This is a genomic window from Variovorax sp. FG153 (genome assembly GCF_057809595.1).
The window spans coordinates 49333-62704 of sequence record NZ_JBMDKG010000048.1 but is presented as its reverse complement, the minus strand read 5'-3'; the positions used below and the strand labels follow the sequence as shown (position 1 = coordinate 62704).

Below are 13372 nucleotides of genomic sequence, written 5' to 3'. Positions count from 1 at the left end.
TGGAGCAGGCGCTGGCGGGTATCTGGGCGGAGGTGCTGGGCGTGCAGCGCGTGGGACGCAACGACAACTTCTTCGAGCTCGGCGGGCATTCGCTGCTCGCGCTGCGCCTGCTCGAGCTGGTGCGCCGGCGCCTGCCGGACCTGGGCCTCGATCTCCAGCGGCTGATGGCGCGGCCGACGATCGGCGGCCTCGTGGAGAGCGCGCCGGGCGTTTCGGCGCTCACGCCGCTGAACAGGGCCGTGGACGAGGTGCCGCCGCTGTTCTGCATTCATCCGGGCTTCGGCACCGTGCTCGGCTACCTGCCGATCGCGCGCCGGCTCGACGGCGTGCGCCCGGTCCTCGGCCTGGCCTGCCGCACGCTGGCCGATCCCGCGCACCGCGACGAGTCGCTGGACCGCATGGCGCAGGATTACGTCGCGATGGTCCGCGAGCGCCAGCCAGCGGGGCCCTATCACCTGCTCGGCTGGTCGCTCGGCGGCACGCTGGCCGCGCGCATGGCGGCGAGGCTCGAGGCCCTGGGCCAGGAGGTGCGTTTCCTCGGACTGGTCGATTCCTATGTCTCGCTCGATGGCGAGCACGAGGCGCCCAAGCCCTGGCGCGGCGAATTCCCGGTCTTCCTCGAATCGATCGGCGTGCGGCTCGATGCGGGCTGCGTGCTGCCCGAGGGCATCGCCGACCCGATGCAGGCCGAGGAGGCGCTGCGCGACTGGATGCAGGCGCAGATGGCGCAGGGCCGCGCGACGGGCCTCGGCGCCCACGAAGGCGTGACGGCCGGCGAGTTGGTGCGCCTGTACGTCACCAGCCGCGCCCTCGCCGAGACGGCGCGGCGCTCGCGCGGACCGGTGGACGCGGTGGCCGCCGCCGCGCACTGCTGGTGGGTGAAGGACCGGCCCCAGGCGCAGGTGCAGGGGCTGGGCCGGCAGCTCGGCGCGTCGGTCGCGCACGGCTATGTCGATGCCGACCACATCCGGATCGTGGAGAGCGAACCGCTGCTGCAGGCGCTGTCGAGGTTGCTCGCGCGGGAAGCGAGCGCCTGAAGCCGGGGCGCGGCGGGCGCGTCCGCCTGCCGCGTCCCCGCCCGACCAGGTTGCCGCGAGCGGCGACCTTTCCCAAAAGGAAGAGCGGGACCTTCGTTGCCGAAGGTCCCGCTCTTCTTGCGTGGAGTGCGCCTCGCGGCGCGGGTGCCTACCAGCGATAGGTCGCGGTGCCCACCACCTTGCGGCGCTCGCCGTAGCCGCAGCTGTACTGGTCGCAGCTGCGGCCCACGTAGATCTTGTCGGTCAGGTTGCGCACGTTGAGCGCGAGGCTCCAGTTCTCGAAGTCGTAGCCCACCATCGCATCGACCACGGTGTAGGAGGGGATCTTCGCGATCGAGGAACTGTTGGCGCCCCAGGTCGAGCCGACGAAGCGCACGCCCAGGCCGGTCTTCACGCCGTTGCCGAAGCGGTAGTCGCCCCAGATCGCGATCTGGTTGCGCGGCGTGGCGATGAGCTGCCTGCCGATCTTCTCGGGGTTCGCGTCCGCCGTGATCTTGGCCGAGGGCGTGTAGGTGTAGGCAGCGACCAGGTTGAGGTTCTTCACCGGCTCGAAGGTGGCCTCGAGCTCGAGGCCGCGCACGCGCACCTCGCCGGTCTGGCGCGGCACGAAGTCGGAGTCGAAGGTCACGATGTTCTTGCGCCGCAGGTCGAACAGGGCGGCGCTGTAGCTGCTCTTGGTGCCCGTGGGCTGGTAGCGCACGCCGACCTCGTACTGCTTGCCGGTCTCGGGCTGGAACGGCTTCTTGGTGTCGGGGTTGATGAAGGTCGAGGGCGAGAACGACTCGGAATAGCTCACGTACGGCGCGATGCCGTTGGGTGCGAGATAGACCAGGCCGGCGCGCCCGGTGAACTTGCGGTCGACCTGGTAGGAGGTGCTGTTGTCGTCGAGCCGGTTGATGCTGAAGACGCTCGCGCGGTCCCAGCGGCCACCCAGGGTGGCGACCCAGCGATCGCCCCACTTGATCTGGTCCTGCAGGTAGAAGCCGGTCTGCACCAGGCGCACGTACGAGTTGGTGCTCGGCGTGGCGGGCAGCTCGAAGGGCGCGCCGTAGACCGGCGCGAAGACGTCCAGCTGCGGGCCGGCGCCGTAGTACTGGACCGTGTCGAAGCTGCTGCGCTGGTGGTCGAGGCCGGCCAGCAGCGTGTGCTGCCAGGAGCCCGCTTTCAGCTTGGCCTGGATCTGGTTGTCCATGGTGAAGAGGTCGCCCTGCTCGGGGCTGCTGGCGAACAGCTGGCGGTTGACCACGCGGTAGTTCAGCGGGCTGAACGGGTTCTCGGGATCGAGGGTGGCGAAGCCGCCGCCGTAGATCTGGCGGTAGTCGGTCTTGATCTTGCCGTAGCGCGCGCTCTGGCGGATGGTGATCGTGTCGTTCAGCCGCGATTCGAGCTGGTAGCCGACGTCCCACTGCTTCTGGTTGAAGCGGTCGAAGTCGGGTTCGCCGAGGAAGGTCGAGGTCGCGATGCGGCCGTTGGGCGAGGCCAGCAGCGAGGCTTGCGGGGGCAGGAAGCCGTAGGTGTTGCCGACTTTGTAGTTCGTGTAGTGCGCCATCAGCGTGATCGAGGTGTCGCTCGAGGGCCGCCAGGTGAGCGAGGGCGCGAAGTACTGGCGCTTGTCGGCCGCGTAGTTGACCTGCGTGTTGCTGTCCAGGCCGAGCGCGGTGAGGCGGTAGAGAAGCTTGCCCTCGGCGTCGATCGGGCCCGAGAAGTCGGCCGCGATCTGTTTCTGCGAATGGTTGCCGACCTGGACCTGGATCTCGCGCAGCCGCTCCTCGGTCGGGCGCTTGCTCACCACGTTGATCATGCCGCCGGGACCGGTCTGGCCGTACAGCACGGACGAGGGGCCGCGCAGCACCTCGATGCGCTCGGCGCCGTAGCCCTCGAGGCGCCACACCGCGTAGTTGGAGTTGTTGCGCACCTGCATGCCGTCGAGATAGAAGCCCGGCGAGTAGGCGTCGAAGCCGCGCAGCGTGAGCCAGTCGAAGCGGCTGTCGAGGCCGTCGAGCATCTTCACGCCCGCGGTGTACGCGAGCGCGTCGGACAGGCGCGTCACGCCGAGCGAGCTGATGCGATCGGCCGTCACCACCGAGATCGACTGCGGCGTCTCGATGATCGGCGTGTCGGTCTTGGTGCCGGTGGCGCTGCGCTTGGCCACGTAGCCGTTCACGCGGCTGGTGGCCGAGGACTCGGTTTCGGAGTTGACGGTCACCGGCGGCAGCGTCTGGCCGCTCTGGCCGGTGACGGGGGCCGTGCCGGCCGGCGGCGCGTCGGCGGTCTGTGCCGCGGCGCAGAGCCCCCACAGCGCGGTGGCGGTTCCGAAGGCCGCCACGAGCGAGGCATTCAGCAGGCGTTGGCGGGGCAGGGGAAGGTTGCGCATGAAAGTTCTCTTCATTGTTGAGCCGGCCGGATTTTAGTGAGAATGGTTCTTATTTGTGTGACATGGTTACAACAGGTGTTCCTCGAGGCATGCGCTTTTTCTGCAACCGGGTGGCGAAATAGTTCTTTCGTATTTATGCGCCGCGCCTGACGTGCGGCGCGAGCAACTCGAGGCCCTGGTGCAGCGCGGGGAAGAGGCTCAGGTTGAAGTTGTTCCAGCGCAGCTCGAGGATCGAATCGCCGGGCCCGATGTCGGTGCCGAGCACGTCGAAGATCACTTCGCCCGAGTCGATGCCGTTGTCCACGTAGTGCAGCGACGCACCGGTCTTCGTCACTCGTGGCGCGGGCACTTTCGCCATCGTGTGCCAGTCGCTCACCCGCAGGCCCTGCGCGCCGTGCAGCGCGTCGAGCGTGGCGTGCGCGCCGCGGCGCTCGTAGGGCGACTCGATGCGCGTGATGCCCGGATGGATGTTGACCATGCGCCGATGGAAATGCGCGCCGGGCCGCACCAGCTCGTCGAGGATGATCAGCAGGCCGTCGAGCACGACGATGTCGGCCTGCAGCGTGAGCAGCTTGTCGAGCAGCGTGCGCTCGTAGGCGCTCTTCGCGGCCGGCCGCTCGGCGGCATCGAGCGGCAGCCGCCTGTAGGTCGACGGCACCGCGTGCAGCATCTCGCGCAGCAGCCGTCCCTGCACGCGCTGTTCGGCCGGGAAGATCCACGCCTTGTCGGGATGCCAGGCGAAGCCGTAGTCCCGCAGGGCCGCCTGGTCGCGCGGCGACTGCTCGTCGTCGTCGTAGACGATGCCCTCGAGCGAATACTGCTCGCCCAGCGGCGTGTGCTCGAGCGCGTGGGCCAGGTACTCGAGCGGCGATTTCATGTAGCGCTGGCCGCCCTGGTAGGCGATGTGCTGGCCGGCCTTGTCGGCGGCGCCGTTTCTCAGCGAAAGAACGTAGACGAGCTTTGCCTTGGGCATGGATGTGTGCGGGTTGGGATGGACGAACGCCGGCGGCGACCGCTCGCAGGCGGGCCGCCGCCGGTACCTTCGTGAAGAGACGCGGGGGCGTCCGATCTGTTCACGCCTCGGCGGCGCCGGCCTCGCGATGCCGCGGCGCGAGCGGGCAGGCCCCGCAGTGCTCCTCGCCGGGCAGCAGGTGGTAGAGGCAGCATTGCCGGTGCAGCCGCAGCGGTGGGCGGGGATCGCCCGCCGGGCGCGGCAGCACGCGCTGCCGCCCGTGCATGGGGTTCGCGCCCTGCAGGCTCTCCGGGGCGCGTGGCCAGCGGGTGGCGCACAGCAGGTGCTCGCGGTCCTCGGCGACGCGGGCCATGCCGCCGGTCAGCGCATGGGCCTGCGCAAGGATCGGCTCGAGCACGCGCGCCACGTCGCCCCAGAGGATCTTCGGCGCCACCTTCGTGAGCGCGCAGAGCGCTTCGAACAGCGGATGCAGGTGCCGCCACAGCAGGGCCTCGTAGCGTTGCGCGGTATCGGCGCCGGGCAGCGGCATGCCGATCTCGCGCAGGTGGAAGTCGATCGGACCGCCGCCGGCGTCGAGCCGCACCCAGACCTCGGCGGCATCCATCGGGAACACGTGCTGCACCACCGTGGCCGCGGCCACCACCGGCGGCAGCAGCGCGCCCAGGTAGTCCAGCACCCAGGCCGAGGCGACCGCGCGCAGGTCGGGGCCGGCCACCTGCCGCACCGCGGCCTGGCGCTGCATCAGGGCGCGCAGCACGTCGCCGTGCAGCAGGCTGTCGACCCGCAGTGCACCGGGCGGGATCGCGTCCGCGCACTGGAGGCGTTCGCCCATCGGCGCGAACTGGCCCTGGAAGAACGGCTTCAGCAGCGCGAGCATGGTTGGGCTCGCCCGCGACACGGGCAACGGATGGGGCGGTACATCACGCAAGGACGTTCGGCCACGCCGCATGTTCATCGCCGGCTGCGCGATGAACATCGGCGCCGCTGGCGCGTCTACCCCGCAAGCGGCGTCGTGCCGCCGGCAATCCGTGCCCTGCGGGGCCGTGCAATCGCCCCTCGTGGCGGAAAGAGTCTTCGAATGACATCCCCTGGCGGCCACCGCTCCGAGGCCCTGCGCCTGCTGCGACCCTTCCTGCCCTGGATCGCGCTGTCCGCGATCACCGGCGTGTGCGCCGGCGTGGCCACCGTGTTCCTGCTGCGCACCATCAACGAGGTGCTCAACCAGCAGGGCGGCATGGCCGGGGGCCTGCTGTTCACCTTCATCGGCCTGTGCCTGGTCGCGCTGTTCGGGCGCATGGCCTCCGACGTGTCGACCAACTTCGTCGGCCAGCGGCTGGTGGCGCAGGTGCGCAAGAGCCTGGCGCAGAAGATCCTCGCCGCGCCGATCGACGCGCTCGAGCGCTACCGCACCCATCGCCTGATGCCGGTGCTGTCGCAGGACGTCGACATGATCAGCGACGCGGCCTTCGTGCTCTCGTCCACGCTGATCGCGCTGGCGGTCGCGCTCGGCTGCCTGACCTACCTGGCGGTGCTGTCGCTGCCGCTGTTCTGCCTGCTGATGGTGGCGCTGGTGCTCGGCGCGACGGCGCAGATCGTGGCCCAGACCCGCGCCGAGGCCGGCTTCTGGAAGGCGCGCGAGCACGAGGACCAGTTGCACAAGGCCTATCGCCAGATCAGCGAGGGCGCCAAGGAACTGCGCATGCACCGCGAGCGCCGCGTCGGCATCTTCGGCGGCCAGATCGAGCGCATCGTCGACGACATCCGCCGCGTCAACGGCCGCGCGATCAACATCCACGTCATGGCCACCGCCTTCGGCTCGGCGCTGTTCTTCCTGCTGATCGCGCTGATCCTCGGCTGGGCCGCGTTCCGCAGCACCGAGCCCGCGGTGCTCAGCGGCTTCGTGCTGGTGCTGCTGTTCATCAAGGGGCCGATCGACATCATCGCGGGCACGCTGCCGAACGTCGGGCGCGCCAAGGTCGCTTTCAAGCGCATCGCCGACCTGTCCGCGCGCTTCGCCACGCCCGAGCCGCATCTGCACCTGGAGCGCGCCGGCGGCGGCGCCGCGATGGCGCAGGGCATCGGCATGCGCGGCGTGCGCTATGCCTTCGACGCGCCCGAGGGCGAGGCGCCGTTCGTGCTCGGCCCGATCGACCTCGAGCTGCGCCGCGGCGAGATGGTCTTCGTGGTGGGCGACAACGGCTCGGGCAAGACCACGCTGATCAAGCTGCTGCTGGGCCTGTACGCGCCGCAGCAGGGCGAGGTGCTGCTCGACGGCGCCGCCGTCACGCCGCAGTCGCGCGACGACTACCGCCAGCTCTTCACCACCGTGTTCTCCGATTTCTACCTGTTCGAGGACCTGGTGTCGCGCGAGAAGGGCGAGGCCGCCGCGCACGCGCTGCCGCAGGCGGCGCTGCCCTACCTGCAGCGGCTGGAGATCGCGCACAAGGTGAGCGTGAAGGACGGCGCCTTCAGCACCGTCGACCTCTCGACCGGCCAGCGCAAGCGGCTCGCGCTGGTGCATGCCTACCTCGAGGGCCGACCGGTGCTGGTGTTCGACGAGTGGGCGGCCGACCAGGACCCGGCCTTCCGTCATCTCTTCTACACCGAGCTGCTGCCCGAACTGCGCGCCAAGGGCCACATGCTGGTGGTCATCTCGCACGACGACCGCTACTTCCACGTCGCCGACCGCGTCATCACGATGCGCGCGGGACGCATCGCCGAGGACCGCGCGCGCCCGGCAGCCTCGCGGCCTGAGGCGCGGCCCGCGCACGCCCACACCCAACAGACAGGAGTTGAGATTCATGCAGCACATCCATGACCTGATCGGCGTCGGATTCGGCCCGTCGAACATCGCGCTGGCGATCGCGCTCGAGGAGAAGCGCCATGGCGGCCGGCCGGCGGACGCGCTGTTCATCGAGCGGCAGCCCAGCTTCGCCTGGCATCCGCACATGCTGCTGGAGCAGGCCCACATGCAGATCTCGTTCCTCAAGGACCTCGCGACGCTGCGCAATCCCACCAGCCGCTTCACCTTCATCAACTACCTGCACGAGAGCGGGCGCCTGCCCGACTTCATCAACCTCAAGAGCTTCTTCCCGAGCCGCCACGAGTTCAACGACTACCTGGGCTGGGCCGCGCGCCAGTTCGACGATGCCTGCGCCTACGGCGAGGAGGTGTTCGAGGTGCTGCCCGAGAAGCAGGGCGCCGAAGTGCCGCTGCTGCGCGTGCGCTCGCGGCGCGAGGGCGGCGGCGTGCAGGAGCGGCTCGCGCGCAACCTGGTGGTGAGCATCGGCGGCACGCCGCGCATTCCCGAGTGCTTCCGGCCGCTGCGCGGCGACGGGCGCGTGCTGCATTCGAGCGGCTACCTGCGCGACATCGCCAAGGTGCTCGATGGCGGCGCGGGCCGGCGCATCGCGATCGTCGGCGCGGGCCAGAGCGCGGCCGAGATCTTCATGGACCTGCAGGGCCGCCCGGGCGCGCCGCGGGTCGACTTCGTGATGCGGGCCCGCTCGATCCGGCCGTCGGACGACAGTCCGTTCGTCAACGAGGTCTTCAACGTCGATTTCACCGACTATGTCTACAGCCGCCCGAGCGAGGAGCGCGCCGCGCTGCTCGAGGAAGTCGCGCAGACCAACTACGCGGTGGCCGACCTCGACCTGATCCAGCAGATCTACAAGGTCTTCTACGACCAGAAGGTGGCGCGCGGCGAGCGCCTGCGCATGCTGCGCCAGCACGAGGTGCGCGCGGCGCGCGCCTCGGCCGACGGCATCCACCTGCAGCTGCGCGACCAGGACGCGGGCGTGGAAAGCACGGTGCGCTACGACGCCGTGGTGCTCGCCACCGGCTACGAACGCGAGCAGCACAAGGGTCTGCTGCAGCCGCTGGCGCCGTACCTCGGCGACTTCTCGGTCGACCGCCACTACCGCCTCGAGGCCACGCCCGATTTCCAGCCGGGCATCTTCCTGCAGGGCGCCTGCGAGGACAGCCATGGCATCAGCGACACGCTGCTGTCGGTGACCTCCGTGCGCACCGGCGAGATCGGCAACGCGCTGCTCGCCGCGCTGCCGCGCATGCGCAGCGCGGCGCGCGAGGACGTCCGGGTGGCGCAGCTCTAGGCACCGGGCCCGCGTCGCCGCCGGCGCGGCGGCGCGGACCGTCGTCCCGTGCGGTCATGCGCGGCCGGCGCCGGTCCGCGTCCCGCCATGTGCGCCGCCTTTTTCCCCCGGTGTCCCGCGCGCCGGGCGCGAGCGACGTCCTCCATCGCCCGCTTCCGCCGAATGCCCCGTTCCTCCTCCATGCGCAGATTCGTCCTTCCCCTGTTCCTCGTGTTTGTCTCGGCCACCGTCGGGGCCGGCTATCTCTGGACGAGCCGGCCCGCGGCGCCCGCGGCCTCGGTCGCGATCGCGCGCGCGGACATCGAATCGAGCGTGACCGCCGTCGGCACGCTGCAGCCGCGGCGCTACGTCGATGTCGGCGCCCAGGTCTCGGGACAGATCCTGCGGCTGGCGGTACAGCCCGGCGACCGGGTGCAGAAGGGGCAACTGCTGGTGGAGATCGATCCGAGCGTGCAGCGCGCGACGGTCGATGCCGGGCGCGCCTCGCTCGCGGGCCTGCGCGCGCAACTCGCCGACCAGCGCGCCCAGCACCGCTGGGCCGGGCAGCAGCATGCGCGGCAGCGCAGGATGGCCGCCGACAACGCGACCCGCGAGGAGGACGTGCAATCGGCCGAGGCGACGCTGGCCTCGGCCGCGGCGCGCATCGACAACCTCGCCGCGCAGATCGCCCAGACCCAGGCCACGCTGCAGGCCGACGAGGCGCGCCTGGGCTACACGCGCATCTTCGCGCCCATGGCCGGCACCGTGGTCTCGGTCGACGCGCGCGAAGGCCAGACCCTCAATGCCACCTACCAGACGCCGAACGTGCTGCGCATCGCCGACCTGTCCTCGATGACCGTCTGGTCCGAGGTCTCGGAGGCCGACGTGCGGCGCGTCAAGCCCGGCATGGCGGTCTACTTCACGACGCTCGGCGCCGCCGACCAGCGCCGCTGGAGCGGCACCGTGCGCCAGCTGCTGCCCGCGCCGCCCACGCCCGCCTCGAAGACCGGCAGCACGGAGAGCGGCGCCACGCCGACCGGCGCGCCGAGCAAGGTGGTGGTCTACACCGCGCTGTTCGACGTCGACAACGCCGACGGCGAACTGATGCCGCAGATGACCGCGCAGGTCGCCTTCGTCGAGGCTTCGGCGAAGGACGTCGTCGCGGTGCCCGCGGCGGCGCTGCTGCCGGCAGGGGCGGGCGCCGCGGACCGGCCCTCGGTGCGGCTGCTGCGCGCCGACGGCTCGATCGAGACCCGGGCGATCCGCATCGGCGTGCGCAACCGCGTGAGCGCGCAGGTGCTCGAGGGCCTGGTGCCCGGCGACCGCGTCGTGGTCGGCGCGCTGGTGCCGGGGGCGCCCAAGCCGTGAGCGCGGCGGCGCTGATCTCGCTGCGGGACATCCGCAAGTCCTACGGCCGCGAGGGCGACCCCGACAGTCCCGCCACACAGGTGCTGCGCGGCATCTCGCTGGACATCCATGCCGGCGAGTTCGTCGCGATCGTCGGTGCCTCGGGCTCGGGCAAGTCCACGCTGATGCACATCCTGGGCTGCCTCGACCGGCCCAGCGGCGGCCGCTACCTGTTCGAGGGCGAGGACGTGGCCGGCTTCGATGCCGACGCGCTGGCCTGGCTGCGCCGCGAGGCCTTCGGCTTCGTGTTCCAGGGCTATCACCTGGTGCCGACCGAGTCGGCGCGCGAGAACGTCGAAATCCCGGCCCTGTACGCCGGCATGCCCGAGGCCGAGCGCCGCGAACGCGCCACCGCGCTGCTGCGGCGGCTGGACATGGGCGCGCGGCTCGACCATCGGCCGAACCAGCTCTCGGGCGGCCAGCAGCAGCGCGTGGCGATCGCGCGCGCGCTGATGAACGGCGGGCGCATCCTGCTGGCCGACGAACCCACGGGGGCCCTCGACAGCCGCAGCGGCGCCGAGGTCATGACGCTCCTGCGCGAACTCGCGGACGCGGGCCACACCGTCATCCTGATCACCCACGACCGGCAGGTCGCGGCGCAGGCACGGCGCGTGATCGAGATCCGCGACGGCGAGATCGTGGCGGATTCCGGCGCCGTCGCGACCGATGCGCCGCCGCCGGCGCATGCCGCCGCCTCGAGGCGCGCGGGCCCGCGCTCGCAGGCCTCGCTCGCCGCCGACCTGCACGAGGCCGCGCGCGCCGCCTGGCGCGTGATGTGGGCCCATCGCTTCCGCACCGGGCTCACGCTGCTGGGCATCGTGATCGGCGTGGCCTCGGTGATCGCGATGCTCGCGGTCGGTGGCGGCTCGCAGCGGCAGGTCATGGCGCAGTTCGAGACCTTCGGCGTGCGCACCATGTTCCTCGCCGCGCGCGAGGGCAGCGTGCGCTCGCCCGTGGCGCCGCTGACCTTCGAGGATGCCGAGATCGTGGCCGGCGTGCCCAACGTCGAGGACGTCGCGCCCTACATCGAGGACCGCGTGGTCGCGCGCCGCGGCAACGTCGACCATGCCACCGAGGGCGGCGGCACCACGCCGGGCTTCGCGCGCGTGCTCGGCTGGGGCGTGAGCGAGGGCCAGATGTTCGACGCGCTCGACGAGCGGCGCGTGGCCAAGGTGGCGGTGATCGGCCAGACCGTGCGCCGTGCGCTGTTCGCCGACGGCAGCGATCCGGTCGGGCAGGACATCCTGATCGACAAGGTGCCGTTCCAGGTCGTGGGCGTGCTCGCGGCCAAGGGCTCCACCGACGGCGAGGACCAGGACGAACGCGTCATCGTGCCGTTCTCCTCGGCCGCCGCGCGGCTGTTCGGCCACCGCAACCCGACCTGGATCGGCGTGCAGGTGCGCGACCTCGAGCAGGCCACGCAGACCGCCGAGGCGATCGAGACGGCGCTCGCCGAGCGCCGCCGCGTGCGCGACGTGCGCGTGTGGAACCGCGTCGAGGCGATCCGCGTGCAGTCGGCCACCGCGCGCGCCATGACCGTGATGCTCGGCCTGATCGCCGCGATCTCGCTGGTGGTCGGCGGCATCGGCGTGATGAACGTGATGCTGATGACGGTGCGCGAGCGCACGCGCGAGGTCGGCATCCGCATGGCGACCGGCGCGCGCCAGACCGACATCCTGCGCCAGTTCATGACCGAGGCCGTGCTGGTCACCTCGGTGGGCGGCACCGTCGGCGTGGTGGCCGGGCTGCTGATCGTCGCGGGCCTGATGCTCGCGAGCGTGCCCGTGGTGTTCTCGCTCGCCGCCACGCTCGGCGCCTTCGGCTGCGCCGTGCTGACCGGCCTGGTCTTCGGCTTCATGCCGGCGCGCAGCGCGGCCCGCCTCGATCCCGTGGTGGCCCTCGCATCCCAGTAGGCAGCGACCGTGCGCCCTTTTCGTCCCCAGCCTTCCGACGCCATGCCGCTGACTTCCCCGTTCCCTCGCGCGCCGTGGCTCCCGCTGGCGCTCGGTGCCCTGTTGCTGGCGGGATGCGCCACGCCGCCGGCCGACGCCGACCGCGCGGTGGTCCTGCCCGCCGCGTGGCGCTCCGCGGCGCCGGCCGCCGCGCAGGCCGGCGCCGCCGATGCGCAGTGGTGGCGTGGCTTCGGCAGCGCCGAGCTCGACGAGCTGATCGAACGGGCGCAGGCCGGCAACCATGACCTCGCGATCTCGGCCGCGCGCGTGCAGGCGGCCCGCGCGCAGGCGCGCATCGCGGGCGCGGCCTTGCTGCCCACGCTGGCCGGTACCGTCGATGCCAGCCGCGACGCGCGCCTTGGCGGCCGCGGCGGCCAAGGCGGCGACTCGAACTTCCTGGGCTTCGCGGCACGCTACGAACTCGACCTCTGGGGCCGCCTCGAAGCCTCGCGGCGCGAGGCGCTGCAGGGGCTGCGCGCCAGCGAATTCGACCGCGATGCCGCGCGCCTCGGACTGAATGCCCAGGTGGCCTCGGCATGGCTGCAGCGGGCGGCGCTGCGCGAGCGCGAAACCATCGCGCGCGACAACCTCGACAACGCACGGCGCGTGCTGCGGCTCGTGGCGTCGCGCCATGCCGCCGGTGCCGCCACGCCGCTCGAGCTCGCGCAGCAGCGCGGGCTGGTGGCGGCGCGCCAGCGCGAGCTTCTCGCGCTGGGGCAGCAGGCCGCCGACGCCCAGACGGCGCTGGCCCTGCTGTTCGGCCTGCCGTCGTCGGCGCAGGGCGGGGTGCCGGCCGGCGACGCGCGCCTCGAGGCCCTGCGCGTGCCCGCGATCGACGCCGGCCTGCCGTCCGAACTGCTGGCACGCCGGCCCGACATCGCCTTCGCGGAGGCACGCCTGGCGGCGGCCGATGCGAACGTGCAGGCCGCGCGCGCCGCGCTGCTGCCGAGCGTGTCGTTGAGCGCCACGCTCGGATGGCGCGGCGGCAGCGGCGCGGGCAACCCGTTCGACAACCCGGCCTACGGCCTCGTGGCGGGCCTCGCGGCACCGGTCTTCGATGGTGGACGGCTGCGCGGCGAGCAGGCGCTGGCCGAGGCGCGCCGCGAAGAACTGCTGCAGGCCTACCGCCGCAGCATCGCCGCCGCTTTCGCCGACACGGAGACCGCCCTCAACGGCCTGGCCGGTCTCGACGCCCAGGCCGAGATCCAGGCCGAGGAACTGCTGCAGGCCCGCCGTGCCGCCGAGCTCTCGGAGTCGCGCTACCGCGCCGGTGCCGAGACGCTGCTCGCGCTGCTCGATGCGCAGCGCACGCTCTACGGCGCACGCGACCAGCAGGTGCAGCTGCTGCAGTCGCGCCTGCAGGCGCGCGTGGCGCTCTATCGGGCGCTCGGCGGGGGATGGCGCGAGGCGCCGCCGGGCGGCCGAGGCCTTCGCGCCGCGCGCCCGGGTGAGCGCCTGCTTTCCCGGAGCGGCCCGGAATGAACATAGGCCAGGGTCGTGCGTCAGTACGAAGACGCAGACAACGCTTCGGCACATTC

At 71.7% G+C, this 13372-nt stretch carries 9 protein-coding genes; 6 read left to right on the top strand and 3 right to left on the bottom strand.

The features are described 5' to 3' along the window. Positions 1-1037: thioesterase domain-containing protein (locus ACODT0_RS34440; RefSeq protein WP_489043313.1), on the top strand; the 1037-nt coding region annotated here is incomplete at its 5' end. A gap of 148 nt (positions 1038-1185) precedes the next feature. Here ACODT0_RS34440 and ACODT0_RS34435 read toward each other — a convergent pair. The 3 genes from ACODT0_RS34435 to fhuF form a co-directional block, all read right to left on the bottom strand. Continuing rightward, positions 1186-3411, bottom strand: coding sequence for a TonB-dependent siderophore receptor (locus ACODT0_RS34435; protein ID WP_261214320.1), 2226 nt, complete (start codon positions 3409-3411; stop codon positions 1186-1188). A 133-nt stretch (positions 3412-3544) separates the two neighbouring features. Further along, on the bottom strand, positions 3545-4384 hold the full coding sequence (locus ACODT0_RS34430) for a formyltransferase family protein (RefSeq protein ID WP_261214322.1): 840 nt from the start codon (positions 4382-4384) through the stop codon (positions 3545-3547). Positions 4385-4484: 100 nt separating this feature from the next. Further along, a complete protein-coding gene (gene fhuF / locus ACODT0_RS34425) occupies positions 4485-5261 on the bottom strand; it encodes a siderophore-iron reductase FhuF (protein WP_261214323.1) in 777 nt (258 codons plus the stop codon). 201 nt (positions 5262-5462) lie between these two features. On the opposite strand from fhuF, the gene ACODT0_RS34420 reads away from it, so the two are divergent. The 5 genes from ACODT0_RS34420 to ACODT0_RS34400 all read left to right on the top strand — a co-directional run bounded on the left by ACODT0_RS34420 (position 5463) and on the right by ACODT0_RS34400 (position 13316). After that, entirely contained in the window at positions 5463-7202 is a 1740-nt protein-coding gene (locus ACODT0_RS34420; RefSeq protein WP_261214325.1) for a cyclic peptide export ABC transporter, read from the top strand. Next, the gene (locus ACODT0_RS34415) at positions 7186-8496 is read left to right on the top strand and encodes a lysine N(6)-hydroxylase/L-ornithine N(5)-oxygenase family protein (protein ID WP_057596706.1); all 1311 of its coding nucleotides are present in this window, start codon (positions 7186-7188) and stop codon (positions 8494-8496) included. The genes ACODT0_RS34420 and ACODT0_RS34415 overlap by 17 nt, the downstream gene beginning before the upstream one ends. Before the next feature lie 180 nt (positions 8497-8676). Further along, on the top strand, positions 8677-9843 hold the full coding sequence (locus tag ACODT0_RS34410; RefSeq protein ID WP_314733654.1) for an efflux RND transporter periplasmic adaptor subunit: 1167 nt from the start codon (positions 8677-8679) through the stop codon (positions 9841-9843). Next, on the top strand, positions 9840-11795 hold the full coding sequence (locus ACODT0_RS34405; protein WP_261214328.1) for a MacB family efflux pump subunit: 1956 nt from the start codon (positions 9840-9842) through the stop codon (positions 11793-11795). Before ACODT0_RS34410 ends, ACODT0_RS34405 begins: the two co-directional genes overlap by 4 nt. 42 nt (positions 11796-11837) lie before the next feature. Next, positions 11838-13316 carry an efflux transporter outer membrane subunit gene (locus tag ACODT0_RS34400; RefSeq protein WP_489043312.1) on the top strand — a complete coding sequence of 493 codons (1479 nt, stop codon included), beginning with the start codon at positions 11838-11840 and terminating at the stop codon, positions 13314-13316. The last annotated feature ends 56 nt before the right edge of the window (positions 13317-13372 follow it).

Coding starts and splice junctions, on each gene's coding strand:
- ACODT0_RS34435 (WP_261214320.1), bottom strand. CDS start 3,411: ATGCGCAACCTTCCCCTGCCCCGCCAACGCCTGCTGAATGCCTCGCTC.
- ACODT0_RS34430 (WP_261214322.1), bottom strand. CDS start 4,384: ATGCCCAAGGCAAAGCTCGTCTACGTTCTTTCGCTGAGAAACGGCGCC.
- fhuF (WP_261214323.1), bottom strand. CDS start 5,261: ATGCTCGCGCTGCTGAAGCCGTTCTTCCAGGGCCAGTTCGCGCCGATG.
- ACODT0_RS34420 (WP_261214325.1), top strand. CDS start 5,463: ATGACATCCCCTGGCGGCCACCGCTCCGAGGCCCTGCGCCTGCTGCGA.
- ACODT0_RS34415 (WP_057596706.1), top strand. CDS start 7,186: ATGCAGCACATCCATGACCTGATCGGCGTCGGATTCGGCCCGTCGAAC.
- ACODT0_RS34410 (WP_314733654.1), top strand. CDS start 8,677: ATGCGCAGATTCGTCCTTCCCCTGTTCCTCGTGTTTGTCTCGGCCACC.
- ACODT0_RS34400 (WP_489043312.1), top strand. CDS start 11,838: ATGCCGCTGACTTCCCCGTTCCCTCGCGCGCCGTGGCTCCCGCTGGCG.